The 23,114-nt window shown below is 63.4% G+C and carries 17 protein-coding genes; 14 read left to right on the forward strand and 3 right to left on the reverse strand.

Annotation, left to right across the window (positions count from 1 at the left end; genetic code table 11):
* The first annotated feature begins 142 nt into the window (after positions 1-142).
* The 9 genes from gltX to HK22_RS05405 all read left to right on the forward strand — a co-directional run bounded on the left by gltX (position 143) and on the right by HK22_RS05405 (position 11,992).
* The gene (gene gltX, locus HK22_RS05365; RefSeq protein WP_086648585.1) at positions 143-1,561 is read left to right on the forward strand and encodes a glutamate--tRNA ligase; all 1,419 of its coding nucleotides are present in this window, start codon (positions 143-145) and stop codon (positions 1,559-1,561) included.
* Positions 1,554-2,495, forward strand: a complete 942-nt coding sequence (locus HK22_RS05370; protein ID WP_086648633.1) for an aspartate carbamoyltransferase catalytic subunit — start codon at positions 1,554-1,556, stop codon at positions 2,493-2,495. The genes gltX and HK22_RS05370 overlap by 8 nt, the downstream gene beginning before the upstream one ends.
* A complete protein-coding gene (locus HK22_RS05375; RefSeq protein ID WP_086648586.1) occupies positions 2,492-3,778 on the forward strand; it encodes a dihydroorotase family protein in 1,287 nt (428 codons plus the stop codon). The genes HK22_RS05370 and HK22_RS05375 overlap by 4 nt, the downstream gene beginning before the upstream one ends.
* Positions 3,775-4,407 carry a glycerol-3-phosphate 1-O-acyltransferase PlsY gene (plsY, locus tag HK22_RS05380; protein WP_077803725.1) on the forward strand — a complete coding sequence of 211 codons (633 nt, stop codon included), beginning with the start codon at positions 3,775-3,777 and terminating at the stop codon, positions 4,405-4,407. Before HK22_RS05375 ends, plsY begins: the two co-directional genes overlap by 4 nt.
* A 46-nt stretch (positions 4,408-4,453) precedes the next feature.
* The gene (gene dprA / locus HK22_RS05385; protein ID WP_086648587.1) at positions 4,454-5,638 is read left to right on the forward strand and encodes a DNA-processing protein DprA; all 1,185 of its coding nucleotides are present in this window, start codon (positions 4,454-4,456) and stop codon (positions 5,636-5,638) included.
* A gap of 25 nt (positions 5,639-5,663) precedes the next feature.
* Positions 5,664-8,360, forward strand: a complete 2,697-nt coding sequence (gene topA, locus HK22_RS05390) for a type I DNA topoisomerase (protein WP_086648588.1) — start codon at positions 5,664-5,666, stop codon at positions 8,358-8,360.
* A gap of 176 nt (positions 8,361-8,536) precedes the next feature.
* Positions 8,537-10,309 (forward strand): S41 family peptidase, encoded by a 1,773-nt coding sequence (locus HK22_RS05395; protein ID WP_086648634.1) that lies wholly within the window; start codon positions 8,537-8,539, stop codon positions 10,307-10,309.
* A 25-nt stretch (positions 10,310-10,334) separates the two neighbouring features.
* On the forward strand, positions 10,335-10,676 hold the full coding sequence (locus tag HK22_RS05400) for a DUF1491 family protein (RefSeq protein ID WP_062030730.1): 342 nt from the start codon (positions 10,335-10,337) through the stop codon (positions 10,674-10,676).
* Between the two features lie 155 nt (positions 10,677-10,831).
* On the forward strand, positions 10,832-11,992 hold the full coding sequence (locus HK22_RS05405; RefSeq protein ID WP_062108378.1) for an OmpA family protein: 1,161 nt from the start codon (positions 10,832-10,834) through the stop codon (positions 11,990-11,992).
* A 137-nt stretch (positions 11,993-12,129) separates the two neighbouring features.
* Here HK22_RS05405 and HK22_RS05410 read toward each other — a convergent pair whose 3' ends face one another.
* A complete protein-coding gene (locus tag HK22_RS05410; protein WP_233142424.1) occupies positions 12,130-12,771 on the reverse strand; it encodes an Ig-like domain-containing protein in 642 nt (213 codons plus the stop codon).
* 216 nt (positions 12,772-12,987) lie between these two features.
* On the opposite strand from HK22_RS05410, the gene HK22_RS05415 reads away from it, so the two are divergent.
* The 5 genes from HK22_RS05415 to HK22_RS05435 all read left to right on the forward strand — a co-directional run bounded on the left by HK22_RS05415 (position 12,988) and on the right by HK22_RS05435 (position 19,330).
* Positions 12,988-13,548 (forward strand): hypothetical protein, encoded by a 561-nt coding sequence (locus HK22_RS05415; protein WP_062030726.1) that lies wholly within the window; start codon positions 12,988-12,990, stop codon positions 13,546-13,548.
* Between the two features lie 80 nt (positions 13,549-13,628).
* Positions 13,629-15,644 carry a DNA topoisomerase IV subunit B gene (parE, locus tag HK22_RS05420; protein WP_086648589.1) on the forward strand — a complete coding sequence of 672 codons (2,016 nt, stop codon included), beginning with the start codon at positions 13,629-13,631 and terminating at the stop codon, positions 15,642-15,644.
* Positions 15,645-15,646: 2 nt separating this feature from the next.
* Positions 15,647-16,537: a DMT family transporter gene (locus tag HK22_RS05425; RefSeq protein WP_077803719.1), complete on the forward strand. Its 891-nt coding sequence runs from the start codon at positions 15,647-15,649 to the stop codon at positions 16,535-16,537.
* A gap of 105 nt (positions 16,538-16,642) precedes the next feature.
* On the forward strand, positions 16,643-17,077 hold the full coding sequence (locus HK22_RS05430) for a DUF2946 family protein (protein ID WP_062108478.1): 435 nt from the start codon (positions 16,643-16,645) through the stop codon (positions 17,075-17,077).
* A gap of 114 nt (positions 17,078-17,191) precedes the next feature.
* A complete protein-coding gene (locus HK22_RS05435) occupies positions 17,192-19,330 on the forward strand; it encodes a TonB-dependent receptor (RefSeq protein WP_143412387.1) in 2,139 nt (712 codons plus the stop codon).
* Positions 19,331-19,345: 15 nt separating this feature from the next.
* On the opposite strand, the gene dld is transcribed toward HK22_RS05435, so the two are convergent.
* Both dld and mutL read right to left on the reverse strand, forming a co-directional pair.
* The gene (gene dld / locus HK22_RS05440) at positions 19,346-21,088 is read right to left on the reverse strand and encodes a D-lactate dehydrogenase (protein WP_062108384.1); all 1,743 of its coding nucleotides are present in this window, start codon (positions 21,086-21,088) and stop codon (positions 19,346-19,348) included.
* Positions 21,089-21,169: 81 nt separating this feature from the next.
* Complete coding sequence (gene mutL, locus HK22_RS05445; protein ID WP_086648590.1) at positions 21,170-23,056, reverse strand: DNA mismatch repair endonuclease MutL; 1,887 nt, start codon at positions 23,054-23,056, stop codon at positions 21,170-21,172.
* Positions 23,057-23,114 lie beyond the last annotated feature (58 nt).

The raw sequence follows: 23,114 nt of genomic DNA on the forward strand, positions 1-23,114 counted from the left end.
AGGCCGCTTCGGGAGGCGGCTGGAAATCACACGCGCTTGAAGAACCTTAGCTTTTTGTAAAGCGATGCTGCGTGACGAAACGCCGCAGACCCGCTCGTGCTGGCGGATGGAAGCGTGGGTCAGAGCGTGATATGACGGCGGCATGACCATCCGTACGCGATTTGCCCCCTCCCCGACGGGTCTGCTGCATGTCGGCAACGCCCGCGCCGCCCTGTTCAATTTCCTCTTTGCCCGTCATCACGGCGGCGAATTCCTCCTGAGGATCGAGGACACCGACAAGGAACGCTCCACTCAAAAAGCCGTGGACGTGATCTTTGACGGTCTGGCCTGGATGGGAATCGAGGCGGATGCGGAACCGGTTTTCCAGTCCGCCCGGCAGGACCGCCATACGGAAGTGGCGCTTGAGCTTCTGGAAAAGGGTCAGGCCTACAAGTGCTTCTGCACCCCCGAAGAACTGACCGCCATGCGCGAGAAGGCCATGGCCGAGAAGCGCCCGCCCCGTTACGACGGCACATGGCGGGACCGCGATCCGTCCGAAGCGCCCGCCGGTGCACCCTATGTCGTGCGTCTGAAGGCCCCGCGTGACGGCGAGACGATCATCAAGGATCTGGTGCAGGGCGAAGTCCGGGTCGCAAATTCCGAAATGGACGACCTGATCCTGCTGCGCTCGGACGGCACGCCCACGTATCTGCACGCCGTGGTCGTCGACGATCACGATATGGACATCACCCATGTCATGCGGGGTGACGATCATCTGACGAACACGTTCCGTCAGGCCATGATCTATCGCGCCATGGGCTGGAACCTGCCGCATTTCGCGCATCTGCCGCTGATCCACGGCCCCGACGGCGCCAAGCTGTCCAAGCGCCATGGCGCACAGTCGGTCGTGGATTTCCGCGAGGAAGGCTATCTGCCGGAAGCCCTGTGCAACTACCTGCTGCGTCTGGGCTGGGGTCATGGCGATGCCGAAGTCCTGTCCCGCGAAGAGCAGATCAAGCTGTTCGATCTGGATGGCGTGGGCCGCTCCCCGTCCCGGATGGATTACGTCAAGCTGGCGCATCTGAACGGAATCTGGATGCGCGTCGCCGATGATGCGCGCCTGACGGATGACGTCATGCAGCGCCTTCAGGGCCGCGACGGCGTTGTCACCGATGAGCGCACCCGCGCACGCATTCTTGCGATGATGCCGGGCCTCAAGGAGCGCGCAAAAACGCTCGTGGAACTGGCGGACAACGCCGCTTTCGCAGGCTTTACCCTTCCCCTGACCTTCACCCCCAAGGCCGATAAGCTGCTGGGCGAGGACGGGCGCAAGGTTCTGCAGGGCGTAGGCAAGGATCTGGCCGCGCTTTCGGATTTCACGCCCGAAACCGTCGATGCGACGCTGCGCGCCTATGCTGAAAAACATGAGATCAAGCTCGGCTCCGTGGCCCAGCCGCTGCGCGCGGCCATGACCGGCTCCACGACGTCTCCGGGTATTGATCTGACGCTCGCGGCGCTGGGACAGGACGAGGTTCTGGCCCGCATTGCTGCCGTTCTCGCCTCCGCGTCCACCGATGGCTGAGCGGCCCTCCGTCCCCCGGCATCTCCTGGGAATCGAGGGGCTGTCTGCCGAACAGCTCGTGCCGTTCCTCGATCTGGCGGAGAGCTATGCGCTGCTGAGCCGTTCGCGCTCCGCGCCGCGTGATGCGCTGCGGGGGCGGACGGTCATCAATCTGTTCTACGAAGACAGCACCCGCACCCGCACGAGTTTCGAACTCGCGGGCAAGCGGCTTGGCGCGGACGTCATCAACATGTCCGTCGCCACAAGTTCGGTGAACAAGGGCGAGACGCTGCTGGATACAGCGGCGACGCTCAACGCCATGCGTTGTGACCTGCTGGTCATCCGACACGCGCAGTCCGGCGCGCCCGCCCTGCTGTCGCAGAAAGTCGAAGCCAGCGTCGTCAATGCGGGCGACGGCACGCATGAACATCCGACACAGGCGCTGCTGGATGCGCTGACCATCCGCCGGCATTTCGGCCGCCTTGAGGGCCTTACGGTCGCCATCTGCGGGGATGTCGGGCACAGCCGGGTGGCACGCTCCAACATCCATCTGCTGACGGCATTCGGAAACCGGGTGCGGCTGGTCGGGCCACCGACGCTGCTTCCGGGGGCTATGGCCGGGCTCGGCAATGTCGCGCTGTATTCCGACATGGACAAGGCGCTGGATGGCGCGGATGTCGTCATGTCCCTGCGCCTGCAGAAAGAGCGCATGGGGGCGGGTCTGGTGCCAAGTGCGCGGGAATATTTCCACTTCTTCGGGCTGGACCGCCGCCGTCTGGCGCTGGCCAATCCTGGCGCGCTCGTCATGCATCCGGGCCCGATGAACCGCGGGGTAGAAATCGCTTCGGACGTGGCGGATTCGGATCAGAGCGTGATTTCCGAACAGGTTGAGATGGGCGTGGCTGTGCGGATGGCGGTTCTGGACCGTCTGTCCCGGGCACGGATGCCGGTATGAGCGATATCGTTTTTGAAAATGTCCGACTGATCGACCCGGCTTCGGGCCGCGATGAGACCGGGCGACTTGTGGTGCGCCAGGGGAAGATCGTCGCCTGCGAAGACGGGTCGGTTCCCGAAGGCGCGCAGATCATTGATGGCGCAGGAGCCGTGCTGTGTCCCGGCCTGGTGGACATGCGCGTCGCACTCGGGGAGCCGGGGTCGGAATACCGTGAGAGCGTGTCTTCCGGGGCGCGGGCTGCCGTCGCGGGTGGCATTACCACCATGGCGGTCCTGCCCAACACCTCGCCACCGATCGACAATCCGGCCCTCGTGCATCTGCTGCGGGTCCGGGGCGAAGAGACGGGTATGGTCTCGATCCATCCTTACGGCGCGCTGACGCGCGGCTGCGAGGGCGGCGAAATGGCCGAACTCGGGCTGTTGCGTAACGCCGGAGCCGTGGCGTTCACGGACGGAACCCGCGCGATTTCAGACGCCAAGCAGATGCGCAACCTGCTGTCCTATTCGCGCTTTCTCGACGCCATCGTGGTGCAGCATCCGGAAGATCCGTCTCTGGCCAAAGGCGCGTGTGCCACGGCCGGAGCCCGCGCGGTGCGAATGGGTCTGCCGCAGGTTCCGGCCGAAGCCGAGGCCATCATGATCGCCCGCGATCTGCGTCTGGCGGCCATGACCGGGGCGCGGCTGCATTTCGCGCATGTCTCGACGGCAGAGGGATTGGACCTGATCCGTGCGGCCAAGAGCCGGGGCGTACGCGTGACCTGCGATACGGCGCCGCCCTATTTTGCCATGACCGAAGACGATATCGGCGACTTCCGCACCTACGCGAAACTCTCGCCCCCCCTGCGCAACGACGCCGACCGGCAGGCCGTCTGTGCCGCGCTGGCGGACGGAACGATTGACGCCGTAGCCTCGGACCATGCTCCGGCGGATGCGGATGACAAGCGGCTTCCTTTTGCACAGGCCCGCGCCGGGGGCACCGGACTGGTCACGCTGCTGGGTGTGACACTGGGCGCGGGACTGCCGCTTGTGGATGCGTTGCGGCTGGTGACGTCCGCTCCGGCTGCCCTGCTGGGCCTTGATGCCGGAACGCTGGCCATCGGGAGCGATGCCGATCTGTGCCTGTTCGATCCGGAAGGATCATGGACAGTGGTCGCCGGAGACCTGCCGGGACGCGCACAGAACACACCGTTTGACGGCCGGAATCTGAAAGGCCGTGTCCTGCGGACGTTCAAGCGGGGCGTGGAAGTCTTCACCGCTGACGGACTGGCGGAGGCACGGTCTTGAGCGGTTTTCAGGCACAGCTCATTCTGCTGTTTCTCGTGTCCTACGTCATCGGAAGCATCCCGTTCGGGCTTCTGCTGACGGCGCTTTCTGGCGGCGGGGACATCCGCAAGATCGGTTCGGGCAATATCGGCGCAACCAACGTCCTGCGCACGGGACGACGCGGTCTGGCTGCGGCCACGCTGCTGCTGGATGCGCTCAAGGGAGCTGCAGCGGTCCTGATCGCACGGTTTTTCTTCCCCGGTGCGGGCGAGATGACCATGGCTGTGGCAACCGTCGCCGTCGTTCTCGGGCACTGTTTTCCGGTCTGGCTCGGCTTCAGGGGCGGCAAAGGCGTCGCGACAGGGCTCGGAACGATCTGGGTCCTGTCCTGGCCGGTCGGGCTGGGCTGCTGTGTGGTCTGGCTGCTGGTCGCACGCCTGAGCCGGATTTCCTCAGCCGGCGCTCTGGCGGCGTTTCTGCTCGCGCCGGTGCTGATGGTGCTGCTGTCCGGACGCACGCTGCACTCCCCCATTCCTGTGGCGACGCTGCTCGTCTCGCTGCTGATCTGGGCCCGGCACTGGAGCAATATTGCGCGCCTTCTAACGGGCCAAGAGCCGCGCGTGAACGTGGACCAAGCGCCTCGTTCCTAAGATTTTAAGTGCCTGTTAAGGAATCTGCCTTAAGGAGAAAGACCTTATGACAGCTTCCGCAGCCCCCTCTCCCGTCATATCCACCACAAACCGAATCGACACGCTACGCCTGTCGCAGACGCCGGGCGTCGGTCCGGTCAACTTTGCGCGACTGATGACGCAGTATGGCAGCGCGGGAGCCGCTCTGGCGGCCCTGCCGGGACGGATGCGCAAGGCGGGACGTCAGGATGATCCTGCCATTCCGTCCGTCTCCCGCATGGCAGACGAACTGGAGCGCCTTGAAAAACTGGGTGGGAAAATGCTGCTGCGGGGGGATGCGGACTATCCGCTCCTGCTGTCGCGGGTGCCGGATGCGCCTCCTGTCCTGTTCACGCTCGGGAATGTCGACAAACTGTCGATGCGGTCCGTGGGGGTTGTGGGAGCACGCAATGCTTCGGCTGCGGGAATCCGGATTGCCGAAAGCCTTGCGGCCGAAATGGCCCATGCCGGAATCTGCGTGGTTTCAGGGCTGGCGCGGGGCATCGACTCGGCCGCGCATGCCGCTGCCCTTTATCCGGGCCTGACGGTGGCCGCAATCGCCGGAGGGCTGGATCATGTCTATCCGCCGGAGAATGCATCCCTTCAGGAGCAGATTGCCGAAAAGGGCTGTCTGGTGACGGAAGCCCTGCTGGGAACCGTGCCGCTGGCCCGCCATTTCCCACGACGAAACCGCCTGATTGCCGGGATTTCGCTGGGCTGCCTCATCATTGAGGCCGCGCTGGACTCCGGCACGCTGATCACGGCTGATCTGGCCCAGTCCTACAGCCGCGAACTTCTGGTCGTGCCGGGTTCGCCGCTCGATCCGCGGTCACGGGGCGGCAATCATCTGCTGAAAACGAGCCAGGCGACCCTGACAGAAAATATTAACGATATTCTTCAGGCCTTGCCGCTGGAACTTCCCGCACGCGACCCCGTGCCCTGGCAGCGTTCAGCAGGCCACACCCCGCCTTTGACCGGGTTTTCCGAACCATCGTCCGCATGGGGCGACATCCCCGATGCCGGCTGGATTGACCCCGATCTGGTGCAGCAGAGCGTGCGGCCTCTTCTCTCCGTGACGCCTGTAGCAGTTGACGATGTGGTGCGCCGCTGCCAGTTCTCCGTGTCGGCAGTGCTTGCGACGCTGGCCGAGCTGGAGCTCGGCGGGGTTGTGGAGTTTGTGCCCGGCGGACGCGTGGCGTTGCTGCCGAACTGAAGTGACGCGGAATACCGGAGTGGCGATGACGGACGTTGTGGTGGTCGAGAGCCCGGCAAAGGCCAAGACGATCAACAAGTATCTGGGAAGCGGATATACCGTGCTCGCTTCATTCGGACATGTGCGGGATCTGCCGCCCAAGGACGGAAGCGTGCGCCCGGACGAGAACTTTGCCATGAGCTGGCAGACGGATGAACGCGGCGCAAAGCAGATCTCCGCCATCACAAAGGCGCTGAAGGGGGCGAAAAACCTCTATCTCGCCACTGACCCGGATCGCGAAGGCGAAGCGATTTCGTGGCATGTCCGCAGCGTTCTGGAAGAAAAGAAGCTTCTGAAGAACGTGGACGTCCATCGCGTCACCTTCAACGAAATCACCAAATCGGCCGTCACGGCGGCGATGGCGGCCCCGCGTGAGCTGGACCGCCCGCTGATTGACGCCTATCTGGCCCGCCGCGCGCTGGATTATCTGGTGGGCTTCACGCTGTCTCCCGTCCTGTGGCGCAAGCTGCCGGGCAGCCGGAGTGCCGGGCGTGTGCAGTCAGTGGCGCTGCGTCTGATCTGTGAGCGCGAAGCCGAAATCGAGGTTTTCCGCCCCAAGGAATACTGGACCGTCACCGGCGGCTTCACGACGCCCGGCAAGGCCGCTTTTCAGGCCCGTCTGACGCATCTGAAGGGTGAAAAACTCGACCAGTTCGACCTGAACAACGAACAGTTGGCATTCGGAGCGCGCGATACGGTTCTGGGCGGCCAGTTCACGGTCCGCTCTGTCGAGCGCAAGCGCACCAAGCGCAATCCGCCGCCCCCCTTCACGACGTCGACCCTCCAGCAGGAGGCCTCCCGCAAGCTCGGCATGAGCGCACAAACGACGATGCGCACGGCGCAGCAGCTTTACGAAGGTGTGGATCTGCGCGGCGAAACCACCGGTCTGATCACCTATATGCGAACCGACGGTGTGACGATGGCAAAGGAAGCCATCGGATCCATCCGCGGGCATATCGGCAAGGCGTTCGGGGGCGACTATGTGCCGGATTCCCCGCGGGCCTATTCCACCAAGGCCAAGAATGCGCAGGAGGCCCATGAGGCCATCCGCCCGACGGATGTTTTCCTGACGCCCCAGGACGTCGCTCATGCGCTGACACCCGAACAGAAAAAGCTGTACGACCTGATCTGGAAGCGCTCCGTCGCCTCGCAGATGCAGTCGGCGGAACTGGATCAGGTCGCAGTGACGCTGGCTGATGCCAGCGGTCAGACGCTTCTGCGCGCCACGGGCTCGACCATCGCATTCGACGGCTTTCTCAAGCTCTATATCGAAGGCCGGGACGACACCAAGGTCGAGGACGAAGACGGTAAGCTCCTGCCACCGATGAAGGAAGGCGATCGCCTGACGACCAGCGCCGTGGATGCCGAACAGCATTTCACCCAGCCGCCTCCGCGTTATTCGGAAGCCTCGCTCGTCAAGAAAATGGAAGAGATCGGCATTGGCCGTCCTTCAACCTATGCCTCCATTCTGGGCGTGCTGCGGGACCGCAATTACGTGCGGCTGGATGCACGGCGCTTTATTCCCGAAGACCGTGGACGGCTGGTCACGGCGTTCCTGACGTCCTTCTTCGAGCGCTATGTGGATTCGGGCTTCACGGCCTCACTTGAAGAACAGCTTGACGACATTTCGGGCGGCCGTGCCGACTGGCACGACGTCATGGCAGCGTTCTGGCATGATTTCTCCGCTGCCGTGGCGCAGACCAAGGACCTGAAGATCTCGGACGTCATCGACGCTCTGGACGAGGACCTCGGGCCGCATTTCTTCCCGCCCCGCCCTGATGGCGGCGATCCGCGCGTCTGCACGTCCTGCGGAACTGGGCGGCTGGGCCTGCGGCTTGGCAAGTTCGGCGCCTTCATCGGCTGTTCGAATTATCCGACCTGCCAGTTCACCCGCCGTCTGGTGGCCGAGGAAGGCGATACCGAAGGACTGAATGACGGCCCGAAAGTTCTGGGACAGGACCCGGACACCGGCGAGGATATCTCGATCCGTCGCGGGCCGTACGGGCTCTACATCCAGCGCGGCGAACCCAATCCCGAGGACAAGAAGGCCAAGCCCAAGCGGACGACCATTCCCAAAGGCCTCGACGGCAACACCATGACCATGGAACAGGCGCTGGGCCTGCTGTCCCTGCCCCGTCTGGTCGGCCTTCACCCCGAAACGGGCGAAAAGATCGAGGCCGGCCTCGGGCGGTTCGGACCCTATGTGAAGATGGGGGCCATCTATGGCACGCTCGACAAGGACGACGACGTCCTGACCGTCGGGCTGAACCGGGCCGTGGATTCGCTGGCAAAAAAGCTCGCCTCCATCCGCAATCTGGGACCACACCCCAAGGACGGCGAAGCGGTCATGATCCGCAAGGGGCGGTTCGGCCCCTACGCCCAGCATGGTCAGCTGATCGCCAACCTGCCGAAGGGGCAGGACATGGAGGAGGTCACGCTCGATGAAGCGGTGGCGCTTCTGGCGGAAAAGGGCAAACCCCTGAAAGGCGGCGCAAAAAAAACTTCCGCGAAAAAAGCGGCTCCGAAAACGGCAAAGGCCAAGAAAGCCGTTGCGTCTTCGGAAGAAGGCGAGGCCGCTCTGAAGACGGTAACGAAGCGTATCCCGGCCAAATCTGCCACAAAGACGAAAACCACAACGCCGCGGAAGCGTAAGACTGTTTCCGACACGTCGTCGGAAGACTGAAAACAGATTGGTCGGCAGTGTTGCCAGATGGCACTGCCGACCCCAGATTTGATCTGGCAAGTCTTTACCGTGGCTGAAGTTTGTGGCGTGGTCGCGTTACGGGAGCAGCCTTCTTTTGCCGTCCCGTCTCCAAGGACCCCGTCTTGCGTCATGCCGCCCGCCCTGTGACCTTTTTCATGCCGCGCAGCCGCAAGGCGGCATGTCGTGTGGCGCTGTGTCTGGTGTTCTGCATCTTCGTCCTTGCCCTCCACAGCCGTCGGGCGGAAGCTCAGGCACCAACCGGGGCCGGACCGGATGCCGCCCGTCCTGTCGAAGCCACCCCTGCTCCCGCCACGGCAACGGCCGTGCCTCCTGCTGCACCAGCACCTCCCGTTTTTTCGACATCCATCACGCGGGACGTTCTGATCGCAGCTCTCGGTTTTCTGGAGCCGCGAACGCTGGAAGCCCATTCCGCGCGGGATTTCTGCGTCTGGGGACTGGATGGCCTGACCGCCATCGACCCGACCCTGTCCGTCACGGTCACACAGCCCACGACCGCGGCGCCTGCGGCCGTCCATGCCCCCGGAACGGCCACCGCAGCTGAAAAACCCGTCGATGCGCCCCTCCCTGCGACACTGAGCGTTCTTCAGGGGCAGACAGTGCTCTTCAGCCGGGCCCTGCCTGCTGCGGGCAGTCACTCCGCCTGGGCGGATCTGGTTACCGCAGCGATGCAGGCGGCCTGGCAGCATTCCTCCACATTGCGGGACGCGGGGTCAGATGCGCTGTTGCAGGGGTTCTTTGACGAGCTGTTCAATCATCTCGACCCCTATTCCCGCTATCTTGGCCCCTCTCCCGCGACGTCGGACCGGACACGGCGCACGGGCAGCACGGGAACGGTAGGGCTGAGCCTCGGGCAAAGTGGACGAACCATCGTGATTACGGCCGTCAACGCCAACGGTCCCGCCTGGGAAGCGGGTGTTGATACGGGCGAGCATCTGGTCTCCGTCAATGGACGCTCCACGCATGGTCAGGATGCCGCAACTGTTCAGGACTGGCTGGAGGGAGACGAGCACAGCTCCGTCACGCTGGGGATCGCGGCGAAGGGACACCGTCCCACGGCCTACAGGCTGCAACGGGTGCAGGTTCCACCGGAAACCGTGTTTGCATCCACCGAGGGCCCCTTCACCGTTCTGCGTGTCTCGTCCTTCTCGACCCAGACGGCCGAGGAAATCAGCCAGTATATCGACCAGGTCGTGGACGAACCGACCCCGGACGCCCCCACTCCAGCGCCGGGGAAAGGCAAGGCTGCGGGCATCATTCTCGATCTGCGCGGCGATCGCGGTGGCGTCCTGCAACAGGCCGTGACCACTGCGGCCCTCCTGCTGGATCATGGCGTCGCCGTCACCACGCAGGGCCGGAATCCTCTGGCCAACCATATCTGGGCCGTTCAGGGCGGGGACATGACCAACGGAACCCCCGTGGTCGTCCTCGTGGACGGACGGACGGCCAGCGCGGCCGAGATTCTCGCTTCCGCACTGGCGGATCACCGGCGCGCCGTCGTGATCGGGAGCGAGACGCTGGGCAAGGGGCTCGTGCAGGTGATCGGCCAGATGCCGAATGGCGGCGAACTGTTCGTGACGTGGAGTCGCAACCAGGCTCCGCTGGGCTGGCCAATCCAGGGGCTGGGCGTGATGCCGCAGATCTGCACGTCCCTTGGGGCGGAGGCGCTTCAGGCGCAGCTTTCCGCCCTGAAAGCGGGAAACAGCCTTCAGGGCGAGGCCGTACAGATGGCACGGGCCGCACGCTATCCGGTCCCGGTCGCGAAAATCCTCGAGATCCGCAAGCACTGTCCGGCCGCCATCGGCTCGGACGCCGATATGGACGCAGCAAAGGCGCTGCTGTCTTCCCCTGCCGCTTACAAGGCGGCTCTGGAGTCTGTTCCCGACGAGAACAGCGCGCCCCTCCACTAACCTTGCAGGACGAACGGAAACGGTCATGGGCGCACGATTGAAAACAGGGCTTTGGATACGAGCTGTCCTGCGCCGTATTTCCTCGGATGGAACCTCTGCCATGGTTCTGAAAAAGGGAGACGAGGATGCCGGTGCGGTCCTGATCGTCCTGACGGACCGTTCGGGCGGGACCGGCGTGCTGCGGGAGGACGGATCGGGCTGGACCCGCGTGGATGCCACTGATGCCGCCAGCGTGGACGCCTATCTGGAGCGGCAGAAACAGTATGATCCTGATCTGTGGATCATCGAGCTTGAGATGCGCGATGTTTCCCAGCCCATTGAGCGGACCCTCGGATCGCGCAGGCTCGATCTGGACGAAGAGGCGTAAACTGTGGGAGTGAAGACACAGCACATGGCGAACCTGCCATAAAGAAAACTGCATGATGCGGCATTGTGCCGTGTGATGCGTTGCCATCGTCCGAGCTTTCGGCAAGAACACACACGGTAAGGTTGGCAGATTTGGCTGGTTGGAGAAAAATGGACATGACGCACCGATCCGTTGTCAGGACCTGGCTGACCCGTGCCGGGTTCACTGCAGGCGTTTCGATGCTTGTCACCGGGCTTGTCATGGAAGCCGCAACCGCACAGCCCGTCAAAGGGCTGTATGTTGCAGGTGAGGGCGGCGCGAGCTTCAACCAGGACCAGACAGCACGCCTGTCACCTGTCTTTCCGAGTGGACGTGACCACTATCAGGCTGGCGTGACCGGAATCGGCAGTCTGGGATACGGCCTCGGGAACGGATTCCGTGTTGAGGTCGAGGGCAACTACCGCAACAACCGTCTGCAGCAGTTCCGCTCCAGCACCTTCCCGTCTTCTGTCGGCGGGCGTCAGCAGGGCTATGGCGTCATGGCCAATGCGCTGTTCGACATGGATATCGGCAAGTCCTGGGTCTTCCCGTATTTCGGCGCTGGTATCGGCTATGGCTGGCAGGCGATGAACACCTATGTTCATGCTCCGAACGGTGCCTTCGACCAGCATGTGGGCGGCACGGCCGGAAACTTTGCCTATCAGGGCATTTTCGGCCTATCCTTTCCCGTTCCCTGGGTCGTGGGTCTGTCGGCCACAGCGGAATACCGCTTTTACACGCTGATGGGGCCGAACGGGCACCATGCCACGGCGACCGGGATTTATGGGGGCTGGGACAAGACGAAGGAATTCGGCGTGTCCAGCGGCAACCGCGACACAAGAACAGACTTCAACCATTCGCTGATGCTGGGTCTGCGTTACGAGTTCAATCCGGCTCCGCCGCCGCCGAAGCCTGTTGAAGCGCCAATGCCGATTCCGGGACCGGCGCCCACCCGCACCTATCTGGTGTTCTTCGACTGGGATTCGGCCACGCTGAGCGCACGGGCGAAGGCTGTGGTCGCGGCAGCGGCCCGCAATTCCACGTCCGTTCAGGTCACCCATATCGAAGTCAGTGGCTATACCGACAGTTCGGCGGCCCATCCGGGACATCGGGGCGAAGCCTACAACATGGCGCTGTCCCAGCGTCGTGCCAGCGCCGTCAAGGAAGAGCTGGTCCGGGACGGCGTGGCTGCGGGCATGATCACGACACAGGGTTTTGGCGAGAGTCATCCGCTGGTGGTCACGGCAGCCAATACGCGCGAGCCGCAGAACCGGCGCGTGGAAATCGACTTCAAGTAAGACCTGCGAACAGGTCCTGCTTTCCAGTCAACCGGCGGCTTCCTGTGGAGCCGCCGGTTTTTTTGTGTCTGTCAGGCATGAAAAAGGGCGGAGAGAATTCTCCCCGCCCTGTTCCGGTCCATCCAGAAATGGATCTCTTATTTCTTACGGCGCGTCGTGTGACGGACGGGGGTCTTCTTTGCTGTGGCCTTCGTCGGTGTGGGGGCAACGACTGCGGGCGGCTTTGCGACAACCACACCGGTTGCATCGACCGTGGCGTGGATCGTCAGATGCTCGCGCTTCTGACCGCCACCGGGGATCAGCTCGGCCGTGAACGAATCCGTTCCGGCATAAGCCGTGGCGGGCGTGTAGTCCACGTAGGTCTTGCCGTCATAATTGTAGAGGAAAGCCTTGCCATGTGTCGGCGGGGGATTGACGCCGAAGGACGCATAATTGCCTCCCATCGGCTTCTGGATGGCGATGGAGCACAGTCCGTCATCGCTGCGGACCGTCATGTCCACACTCATCGTGCCATCGGCAGCCTTCTTGACGGCGGAGACGTGGCAGACGGCGGATGCCCGCTGGTAACCGAAAGGATTCGGAGCCACGGAACGCTGAACGATCGGCTGCTGGGCACAGCCGGAGAGAAGCAGGGACACGGCAAGTGCCGAACCCAGGGTAATGGCAGAACCTCGCAGACGCACGGTCAACTCCAACGCATCGTGACAGGACAGGCCGCGTTTCCGCAGCAGACAGACGTTCGCATGTAGAGCAGGACGGCACGGCGCGAAAGGCTGCATCCTGATGCTCCGGCCTTTTTGACGGTATTTTGTGCCGCAGGGCCGATAAATTGGCGCCGAGAGGCATGGCGCCCCTTTTCTGCCATGAAATCATGTTTCGGATGAAGGGCTTGCCGCACGTTCCTCAGACGCAGAATCAGCTTTCGCCGGGGGTCGACCGCAGGTAGTCTGTTCCAGTGGTTGTGGCCGGTCGATCCGGTCTTGTGGAGTCTGTCAATGCCGTCGATCTTCCGTCGTTCCGTCAAGGGCCTGCTTGCTGCCGGGCTTTCCTGCGCTACGCTTGCTGCCGTCCATCCCCTGTCCGCCCGCGCTGCGGACTGCGGCAACTCGCCTGCCCATGAGGCTTTCGATGTGGCCGGCCTGAAGTCCGAACTGATGGTGACGGCGCTGTCGTGCAAGGCGCAGGACCGCTACAATGCCTTCGTCAACAAGTTCCGTCCTGCCCTGCTGAATGCGGACGAGCGCCTGAACAGCTATTTCCGCACGACCTATGGCCGTCGCGCGCAGGTCGAGCATGACGACTACATCACGCAGCTTGCCGACATCCAGTCGCTCGGCGGACTGAAATCCGGCACGGTGTTCTGTCAGCAGCGCGAGGCGATGTTCGACGAGATCAATGCTCTCGAAAGCTCTGCCGACCTGGCCCATTACGCCGAAGCCAAGGATGTGGCCCAGCCTGCCTCCTATGAGAGCTGTGAAGCCCCTGCGACAGTGGATCGCCATTCCCGCAAGGGCGTGACGAAAAATACCGCAACACGCCGTACGAACCGCGCCTGAGAGCCTGTTCTGAAGCCGGCGGTCGCCCTGCCCCGAAGCGTTTGCTTGACGTTCCGTAGCGGGGCGGCGACAACGCAGACATGAGCGATCTGTTCGAGTCAGGCAAGACAGGCAAACCCAAGACCGGAACGTCCCGCAAGGGGCCGGTCGATACGGAATATGGTGCCCACGACATCGAGGTGCTGGAGGGGCTTGAGCCCGTCCGGCGCCGGCCGGGCATGTATATCGGCGGGACGGATGATACCGCGTATCATCACCTCGCCTCCGAAATTCTCGACAATGCGATGGACGAAGCGGTGGCGGGTCATGCCACCACCATCGACGTGCGGCTGGAAGGCCCGCGCACGCTCATGGTGCGCGACAACGGCCGTGGCATTCCGACCGACCCTCATCCGAAATTTCCCGAGAAATCCGCGCTTGAAGTGATTTTCACCACGCTGCATGCGGGCGGAAAATTCTCCGGCAAGGCCTATGACACTTCCGGTGGCCTGCATGGCGTGGGCAGTTCTGTGGTCAATGCGCTGTCCGAGAAGCTGGAAGTCGAGGTCGCGCGGGACAGGACGCTGTACCGGCAGGACTTCATGCGCGGTGTCTCCCTGGCTCCGCTGGCGGAAGTCGGCAACGCGCCTAACCGGCGCGGCACGACGGTGCGGTTCACGCCCGATCCGGAAATCTTCGGCAACCATCATTTCTCCCCTGCCCGGCTCTACCGGATGTGCTGCTCCAAAGCGGCACTGTTCCGGGGGGTGACGATCCAGTGGAAATGCGAACCTTCCCTGATCAAGGCGGGCGACGAGACGCCGGTTGAGGCCACCATCCAGTTCCCCAACGGGCTGGAAGATGCCCTTTCCGCGGAACTCGGGCCTGATCCGGATCTGCTGACACCGCTCTGGGCAGGCGACGTGGACCTTCCGGTTGCCGCCGACGGCCGCACGGGGGGACGTGTGGAATGGGCTGTGGCGTTCCTTGAGAGCGGAACAGCGACCCTGTCCTCGTTCTGCAACACGATTCCCACGCCTCAGGGCGGCACGCATGAAGCCGGATTCCGCGCGGCTCTGGTGAAGGGGCTGCGGGCCTGGGGCGATCAACGCAAGGTCAAGCGGGCTGCTGCGATTTCGGCTGAGGACGTTCTGGGCTCCGTGGCCGCCAAGCTCTCGGTCTTCATCCGTGATCCGCAGTTTCAGGGTCAGACCAAGGACAAGCTGACCTCCCAGGAGGCATCGCGACTGGTCGAGGGGGCGCTGCGCGACCGCGTGGATCACTGGCTGGGCGGCAACCCGCAGCAGGCGGACAGCCTGCTGGCCTTCATGGTGGAACGCGCGGAAGAGCGCCTGCGCCGCCGCGAGGTCAAGGACACGGCCCGCAAGAGCGCCACGCGCAAGCTGCGCCTCCCGGGCAAACTGACAGACTGCACGCGTGAAAATGCTGCCGAGACGGAACTCTTTCTCGTGGAAGGCGAATCGGCTGGCGGGTCCGCCCGTCAGGCGCGCGACCGCGAGACGCAGGCCGTGCTGCCGCTGCGGGGCAAGATCCTCAACGTGGCTTCCGCCACGACCGACAAGCTGCGGGCCAATCAGGAACTTCGGGATCTGACCGAAGCTCTGGGCTGCGGGATCGGGGCGTCGTTCGATATCAGCCGTCTGCGCTATGGTCGTGTCATCATCATGACGGATGCCGACGTGGACGGGGCGCATATCGCCTCGCTTCTGATGACGTTCTTCTATCGCGAGATGCCCGAACTGATCCGTCAGGGGCATCTGCATCTGGCCCAGCCTCCGCTCTATCGCATCACGCATGGACCAAAGACGGTCTATGCCATGAACGATCAGGACCGGCTGCGGCGGATCAAGACCGATTTCAAGGCCAATGCGAAGGTCGAGGTCTCCCGGTTCAAGGGTCTGGGCGAAATGCCGGTGAAGGATCTCAAGGAGACGACCATGGACCCGGCCCGGCGGACGCTTCTGCGCGTCATCACGCCGCCCGAGGACCGTCTGACGACCAGCGAGCGTGTGGAAAGCCTGATGGGCCGCAAGCCTGAGCTGCGGTTCCGCTTCATTCAGGAACACGCCCGCTCCGTTGACGAGCTTGACGTCTGAGCGTGTCGTCACCGGCCAGCTCCACGGAGTCTCATAGCCAGCTCAAGGCCGTCGGATGTCTGATCGGGGGAATTTCCTCCTTTCAGATCGGCGCAACGCTGGCGAAAGGACTGTTCCCGCTGTTCGGCCCAACCGGCATGGTGGGGCTGCGCGTCTGTCTGGCAGCTGTGATCCTGCTGTGCATCTGGCGCCCGACACGCGGTACGCTGACGGTCGAACGGCTGAAGCTCCTGCTGCCTTACGGGGCCGCCGTTGCGATCATGAATTTCTGCTTTTACGTGGCGCTGGTCCGGCTGCCGCTGGGTGTCGTCGTTGCTCTTGAGTTCACCGGCCCCCTGACGCTGGCGCTGGTCGGCTCCCGCCGCTGGCTGGATCTGTGCTGGGCTGGGCTTGTGGTTGCGGGGCTGTTCCTGCTGCTGCGCCCCGAAGGATCGACAGCAGGTCTGGCGTCGCTCAACCTGTTCGGCGTGGCGGCGGCCCTTCTGAGCGGGTGCGGCTGGGTGGTCTATATCCTGACCGGCACGCGGATGGGGAAAATGTTCCCCGCACCCGTCGCCACGACACTGGGCATGAGCACGGCGGCCATCCTGCTTCTGCCCTGCCTGATCCCGACGATCCCGACGGTCCTGACCCACCCCTGGCAGGGCGGGGCGGCGCTGAGCGTGGCGGTCCTCTCTTCGGCGGTGCCGTATATTCTGGACATGATGGCGATGCGGACCCTGAGCCCGCGCGATCTGGGGATCCTGCTGAGCATGGAGCCGATGCTGGGCGCTCTGTCAGGATTCGTGTTTCTGCATGAGGCCCTGTCCGCAATGCGCTGGATGGGCGTACTGTGCATTGCTGCTGCCTCGGCGGGGAATGTGCTGACCGGTCGGCAGAAATCCCTGCACTGACGCAATGCGGGCCCTATAATCGGCTGAAAACAGACAGAAATATAGGGTCGGGACGTATTTCGCGCTCTTGACCGGTAGGGGATGCGGGCGCCAGATGCGGGCGTCATGTCCCGCCTCTTTCCCCCTTCGAACCGACGCTCCGGTTTGCCTGCGCTGGCAGTCATCGCCGTGGTTCTTCTGGGGTTTCTGGGGCAGCTCGTTCTTCAGGGATGTTCCTATCCCGAAGAAAGTCCCCGGGCGACGATCGAGCGCCTGACGGGCATCGACATTGCACCTTCCCCCATGGTGATGATGGAGCACATGTCCGGGCCGATGCCCGGCATGACCGCTGGACATCAGCATCATCACCATTCGCATGACGGCACCTGCCCGCTCTGTCCGCTGTTGCAGCTTCTGGCGGTCATTCTGGCCAGCCTGCCTATACTGCCGGCCTGTGGGACCATAGGACGTCAGATCCGCCAGACGCCCGGGGCGCCGCGTGCGCCTCCCGCGATCTGGCGACTGCTTCCCCCCTCCCGAGGGCCACCTCGCCTCGTCTGAACCCCATTGTGGTCATGGCGGAGGACGAAAGTGCCTGCGGTCTGTCTCTGTTGGGACAGTCTGTGGGGCGTGATCCGCCGTGACTGGATTTCAGATCAGTCGAGGATGTGGACCATGCTCCCCCATTACAGGACCCGCACGGACGCAGGTTATGCGCGCCCGTGCCTGACGGCGCTTTTCTTTACCCTGACCGCCTTTTCAGGAGCATCCGCACAGGATGTCCTCTCCCCGCCGGACTCCGTCGAGTCTGCCAAAGCCGAGCAGTTGAACGTTATCGGCATACGCCAACCCCAGACGACCAGCGCGGATACAGCGCATCTTCTGGACCATGCGCTCGGTTACAGCACCTATTCCGCAGGTGGTGTCTCCGCCCTGCCCGTTCTGAACGGTATGGCCGACGACCGGGTGGCGACGCTCGTGGACGGCATGCGGATTGATGCCGCCTGTCCGAACCATATGAATCCCGCCATGTCCTATGTCGATCCGGACAGCGTCTCGCGTGCCGTGGCGATTGCGGGGATCACACCCGTGAGTCTGGGCGGAGACAGCATCGGCGGGACCGTCGAGATCGAGCGCAAAGACCCGCTCTTTGCCAAAACTGGCAATATCCTCGTGACCGGGCATGTGCGGGGGGATTATCGCAGCAATGGTGGCGGTTCGGGGGCTTCAGGGTCCCTGACGGTTGCCAATGACATGTTCAGCCTGCGTTATACGGCGTCCTATTCCCATGCCAGCGACTATCAGGCAGGCGGGAGCGGGAAACAGGTGCGGTCCACCGAGTATCTGAGCTTCAACCATGCCGTGACGCTGGGCGTGAAGAAGGCCAACCATCTTCTGGCCCTGACCTTCGGTCAGCAGGACATCCCCTATGAGGGCTTTCCCAACCAGTACATGGACATGACCAATAACCGCTCCACCTTCGTGAACGGCAAGTACAAGGGCGACTTCGACTGGGGCACGCTCGATGTGCGCGGCTCCTGGCAGCGGGTGACGCATGTCATGGACATGCTTTCGGACAAGGGCGGTCACAGCGCGACCACGGGTATGCCGATGAATACGGATGCGCGGACGGCGACCTATGCGATCAAGGCGACCATTCCGCTCGGGCTGAAGCACACGCTCAAGCTGGGCAGTTCCTTCGACCATAACGGACTGAACGACTGGTGGCCGCCGCTTCAGGGCAGCATGATGATGGGGCCAGGCACCTATCACAACATCAATAACGGCCATCGGGACCGGCTGGGTCATTTCGCGGAATGGGACGCGCAGTGGCTGCCCCGCTTTTCCACACAGCTCGGATTCCGCAACGATCTGGTGATGATGAATACGGGCAAGGTCGCGCCCTATTCCTGGACCGGGATGATGGCCATGGCCGATGCGATGGCGGCGGAGCGGTTCAACCAGGCGTCACGCGGGCGCACGGACGTCAATTTCGACGTGACCGCAACGGGCCGCTGGAAGCCGCTGGACAGCCTGTCCATTGAAGGGGGCTATGCCCGCAAGACGCGCTCGCCAAACCTGTATGAGCGTTATGCCTGGGGGATGGGCAGCATGGCGACGCGCATGATCGGCTGGTTTGGCGATGGCAACGGCTATGTGGGGAACCTGAACCTGTCGCCCGAGGTCGCGAATACGGCTAGTGTCACGGTGGACTGGCATGATCCGAACCCGACCCAGCGCTGGGATCTGAAGATCCAGCCGTTTTATACCTACACGCATAACTACATTAACGTCCGGCGGCTGGGCAGCTTCTCGAACGGGCTGTCGATGCTGGGTTTCGTCAACCACAATGCCCAGAGCTATGGCATCAACGCCTCAGGCTCAGTGCGTCTGTGGGACAGGACGGCTTATGGACGGGGCGAGCTGGTCGGGAACATCAACTGGGTGCGCGGTGTGGATCTGGTCACGCATTCGGGCCTGTATCACCAGATGCCTGCGAATGGCCTGATCGGGCTGCACGAGACCTATGAGAACTGGACAGGTCGCGTCGAGGTGACGCTCGTGAAATCCAAGGACACCGTGGACTGGCTGCGCAACGAGCCCCGCACGCCCGGCTATGCTCTGCTGGGGCTTGGGGGGAGCTATCGCTGGCGGTATTTCACGCTCAATGCCGAACTCGCGAACGTGCTGAACCAGCGGTATTATCTGCCGCTGGGCGGACTCTCGCTGGGGGATTACGACGCTACGGGTGTTCTGGGGCCGTTGCCGGGAATGGGGCGGTCTTTCAACATGAACCTGACCGCCGCATTCTAAGGAGAGTCGGGAGCGTCAGACGCTCTCGGCAACCCAGTTCCGGGTCTTTGTCGCAAGGCCAATGCCCGGATTGAAGCAGTTGCACGGATCGAGGCTGCGGTAATGGGCGACCATCTCGTCCGGCGCCTTGTAGAGATGCCCGACATTGTGTTCCGCCGGATAGCGCGCGCCGCGGGCGTCCAGTCCGGGGAGCATGTCGTGCTCCACCTGCATGGCGTTGTAGCCCTTTTTGATCACGTAATCCTGGTGCATCACGTGGCAGAAGAAATGACCGTAATAGAGTTTGACGATGATCTTGTCCTCGATCTCCTTCGGCAGAACCTCGAACCACTCACGATCATTGCGGCGCAGGGCGACATCGAGCGCCACGATGTCTTCGGCGGTTTTCGTGTGGATTGCGCGGTACCGCACGGCCGCACCGGCCGCGGCAAAGCGGTGCAGGAAGGCAAGCTTGCCTTCTTCGGGCGTACATTCGAAGAAAGCGCCCCCCGTGCCTGAGGCCCACTGTTCCAGATAGGTCCGAACGGGCGCGGTCATGGGGGCCGAGACCTTGAGCATCAGGTGATGCTCGAAACGGTCACGGTACTCGCACATGCGCCGGGGAAGCTGCTTCGGCAGGAAGTGGCTGAGGACCTGCATCGCCAGATCGCTGAAATGATCGGACAGGAACGGCAGCTTTTGAGCGAAAACGTCGAAGCGGGACTTCATCGAGAAGAATTTCGGCAGATATTTCGTGCCGAAATAGCGGATGACCGCAAACGTGTCCTTACCGTATTTCTCGGCGATGTCGAACGCATCGCGGTGCAGATACTCACCGGCGATCGGCAGTTCGTCAAAATGGGTCAGGGCATGACGGCGGAGGTCTTCAAGATCGGACGTGCTGTTCGTCCCGATATAGAACACGGCCGGGTTTTTGTTCGCCTCGAATGTGTCCAAGCGGACCGCAAACACGACCAGCTTGCCCGCGCATCCCGCAGCTTCATACCAGCGGTTGGGATCGGCATTGAACCGGGCGGGCGTATCGGCATCCACGTCCCGGACATGGGTGGCGTAATTTTCGTCGTGACCGCGTCCGGCGTTCCAGTCGATGGCGGCTTCAGGAAGCTGTCCGGCCTGCACGGCGGCGAGGATCTGTTCCGGGTTGCCGTCCAGACGGATGCCGAGATGATTGACGAGATGCAGTTTGCCGTCCGGACCCATCTGGCCGAACAGCGCCATTTCGGTGAAGGCGGGGCCGCGCTGGACCAGCGCACCGCCGGAATTGTTGCTGACACCGCCCAGAACCGACGCACCGATACAGGACGACCCGATCACGGAATGCGGTTCGCGGCCAATGGCAGCGAGTTTGTCTTCCAGATCATGCAGGGTGGAACCGGGCAGACACACGACCTGCCGCCCCTCGCCAATCAGGTGGATGCCGTCCAGACGGTTTGTGCTGATGATGACCACACCCCGGTCATAGTCGTTGCCATCAGGGGTGGAGCCGCCCGTCAGGCCCGTATTGGCGGCCTGCATGATGATGATCCGACCGGATTCGGCGCAGAGCTTCGCGGCACGCCACAATTCGACAAGGCTGCCCGGCTGAAGCACCGCCACCACGTCTCCCATGCCGAAACGGAACCCCTTGCGGAAGCGATAGGTCGCCGAAGGTGTCGTCAGGACATGTCGCGCCCCGAGAATGGCGCGGAGAGAGTGGATAAGCGAGGCATCGCTGACTTCTGAGCTGGCCTCGGAACTGCCTTGTAGTGACGCTGACATTCTGTTGTCTTTCCTGTCGGCAAAGTGATCGCCGCTGGTCCTAACATGGGGCTGCAAGAAACCACTCTTCAACCCTGCGTGTTATTTTACGCGCCCAAAGAGGCGTTCAAGTTCCCGTCGTGTCAGTCTGAGCCATGTGGGCCGTCCATGCGAGCAGGTATTGGCGCGCGGCGTACGTTCCATCTCCCGCAGCAGGGCATCCATTTCTTCAGGCTTGAGACGACGACCTGCGCGGATACTTCCATGACAGGCCATGCGCGCGAGAATGGCATCCAGATGATGTGCGAAACTTCCCGTACTGGCGGCATCCAGATCCGGATCGCTGGCCAGTTCGTCAGCGACGTCCTTCAGGAGGCCCTGAATGTCCTGCGCGCCCAGAAGGGCCGGAACCGACCGCAGCAGCACACTGCCAGGGCCGAAGGATTCGAGGTCGATCCCGAGTCTGGCCAGATCCTCCGCCCGTGCCATGAGGGCCTCGGCCTCGCGGCGGGGCAGATCCACCACTTCGGGCAGGAGGAGGGCCTGCGCACGCAGGGTACCGCCGCTCGCGTATTGTTCGCGCAGACGCTCATGGGTCAGGCGTTCATGGGCTGCATGCTGGTCCACGAGGATCAGGTCCCCATCGGGCGCAAGCGCGAGAATGTAGGTGTCGAAAACCTGCGCGATGGACGCGCCGAGCGGGAACGCCGGATCGAGCACCTCGGGCTGCTGCGGGGCGCGGGCGGCGGGAGCGAAAGCGGGGTCCGTTTCCGCGAAACCCTGACGGGGCGCGGCCTGCGGGGTTTGGGGTGCACGCTCAGACCCTGACGTCGAGGCTGGGGGCAGGCTGGCCTGCAACGGGAGCGACGTCATCGTCTCGCGCAGTTCCGGCGGACGGATTTCTGGTGACCGGGGCGGATAGACGATGGAAGACCGCGGGGCGAAGCTCGCATGGATGCCGCCGCCGCCCTTCGAGCCATGCCCCAGAGCCCGGCCCAGACCGCCGATGACGAGGGAGCGGATTTCGGCTTCGTCGGCGAAACGCAGTTCCGTCTTGGCGGGATGGACGTTCACGTCCAGCCGTTCCAGCGGCACTTTCAGATGCAACGCCATGACCGGGAAGCGGCCGCGTTCGATGACGGGACGATAGGCCACGCGAATGGCAGTGCGAAGCATCGGGTCTGTCACCGGGCGGTTGTTGACCAGAATGAACTGCCCCGATCCGGTGGCGCGGGTCCGGGCCGGACCACAGGCAAAACCCGACAGGCGCACCGCACCGCGCTGTTCGTCGAGCGGGATCAGCGTATCGGGCGTGGTCTCGAGGATGGACGCCGCACGACTGATCGGGCTTTGTTCGGGCAGATCGAACAGGACCTTGTCGTCCAGCAGGACACGCATGGCGCAATGGGGCGCGGACAGGGCCAGCCGTCGCATGACGGACTCGGCATGGCCGCTCTCGACGCGCGCGCTCTTAAGGAACTTGCGTCGCGCCGGGGTGGCGAAGAACAGATCCGTCACAACGATGCGCGTGCCGACCGGGCCGGAGGCGGGCTGTGGCGGGGTGATGACGCCGCCATCAACGCGAATGCACCAGGCGGTGTCGGCATCGGGCGTGCGGGACGTGATGGAAAGCCGCGCGCTGGCGCCGATGGAGGGCAGAGCCTCGCCCCGGAACCCGAGCGTCCGGATCTGGACGAGATGGTCGTCCTGAAGTTTGGAAGTGCAGTGCCGCTCGACAGCCAGTTCCAGCTCAAGCGGGCTCATGCCGCAACCATTATCCGTAACGTCGATCCGGTCCGTCCCGCCTGCACGCAGCGCGACCACGATGCGGGTTGCGCCGGAATCAATGGCGTTTTCGACCAGTTCCTTCAGCGCGGCGGCAGGACGTCCGATGACCTCACCCGCTGCGATCAGGTCGATGACATGACCGGACAGGCGACGGATTGTTGGGCGGCTTGGGGGGCTGGGAAAGGACGGGGCCTCGGTCACGATGCCTCCTCATCGTCCAGACTGGAGCCGGACGGCAGACAGGGCCGTTCCTTCTGCC

This window comes from Gluconobacter sp. DsW_056 (genome assembly GCF_002153595.1).
Taxonomy (GTDB): domain Bacteria; phylum Pseudomonadota; class Alphaproteobacteria; order Acetobacterales; family Acetobacteraceae; genus Gluconobacter; species Gluconobacter albidus.

What these genes read in the sequence shown, in the direction of transcription:
- gltX (WP_086648585.1), top strand. Translation starts at nt 143, where the DNA reads ATGACCATCCGTACGCGATTTGCCCCCTCCCCGACGGGTCTGCTGCAT.
- HK22_RS05370 (WP_086648633.1), top strand. Translation starts at nt 1,554, where the DNA reads ATGGCTGAGCGGCCCTCCGTCCCCCGGCATCTCCTGGGAATCGAGGGG.
- HK22_RS05375 (WP_086648586.1), top strand. Translation starts at nt 2,492, where the DNA reads ATGAGCGATATCGTTTTTGAAAATGTCCGACTGATCGACCCGGCTTCG.
- dprA (WP_086648587.1), top strand. Translation starts at nt 4,454, where the DNA reads ATGACAGCTTCCGCAGCCCCCTCTCCCGTCATATCCACCACAAACCGA.
- topA (WP_086648588.1), top strand. Translation starts at nt 5,664, where the DNA reads ATGACGGACGTTGTGGTGGTCGAGAGCCCGGCAAAGGCCAAGACGATC.
- HK22_RS05395 (WP_086648634.1), top strand. Translation starts at nt 8,537, where the DNA reads ATGCCGCGCAGCCGCAAGGCGGCATGTCGTGTGGCGCTGTGTCTGGTG.
- HK22_RS05400 (WP_062030730.1), top strand. Translation starts at nt 10,335, where the DNA reads ATGGGCGCACGATTGAAAACAGGGCTTTGGATACGAGCTGTCCTGCGC.
- HK22_RS05405 (WP_062108378.1), top strand. Translation starts at nt 10,832, where the DNA reads ATGACGCACCGATCCGTTGTCAGGACCTGGCTGACCCGTGCCGGGTTC.
- HK22_RS05410 (WP_233142424.1), bottom strand. Translation starts at nt 12,771, where the DNA reads ATGCAGCCTTTCGCGCCGTGCCGTCCTGCTCTACATGCGAACGTCTGT.
- HK22_RS05415 (WP_062030726.1), top strand. Translation starts at nt 12,988, where the DNA reads ATGCCGTCGATCTTCCGTCGTTCCGTCAAGGGCCTGCTTGCTGCCGGG.
- parE (WP_086648589.1), top strand. Translation starts at nt 13,629, where the DNA reads ATGAGCGATCTGTTCGAGTCAGGCAAGACAGGCAAACCCAAGACCGGA.
- HK22_RS05430 (WP_062108478.1), top strand. Translation starts at nt 16,643, where the DNA reads ATGTCCCGCCTCTTTCCCCCTTCGAACCGACGCTCCGGTTTGCCTGCG.
- HK22_RS05435 (WP_143412387.1), top strand. Translation starts at nt 17,192, where the DNA reads ATGCTCCCCCATTACAGGACCCGCACGGACGCAGGTTATGCGCGCCCG.
- dld (WP_062108384.1), bottom strand. Translation starts at nt 21,088, where the DNA reads ATGTCAGCGTCACTACAAGGCAGTTCCGAGGCCAGCTCAGAAGTCAGC.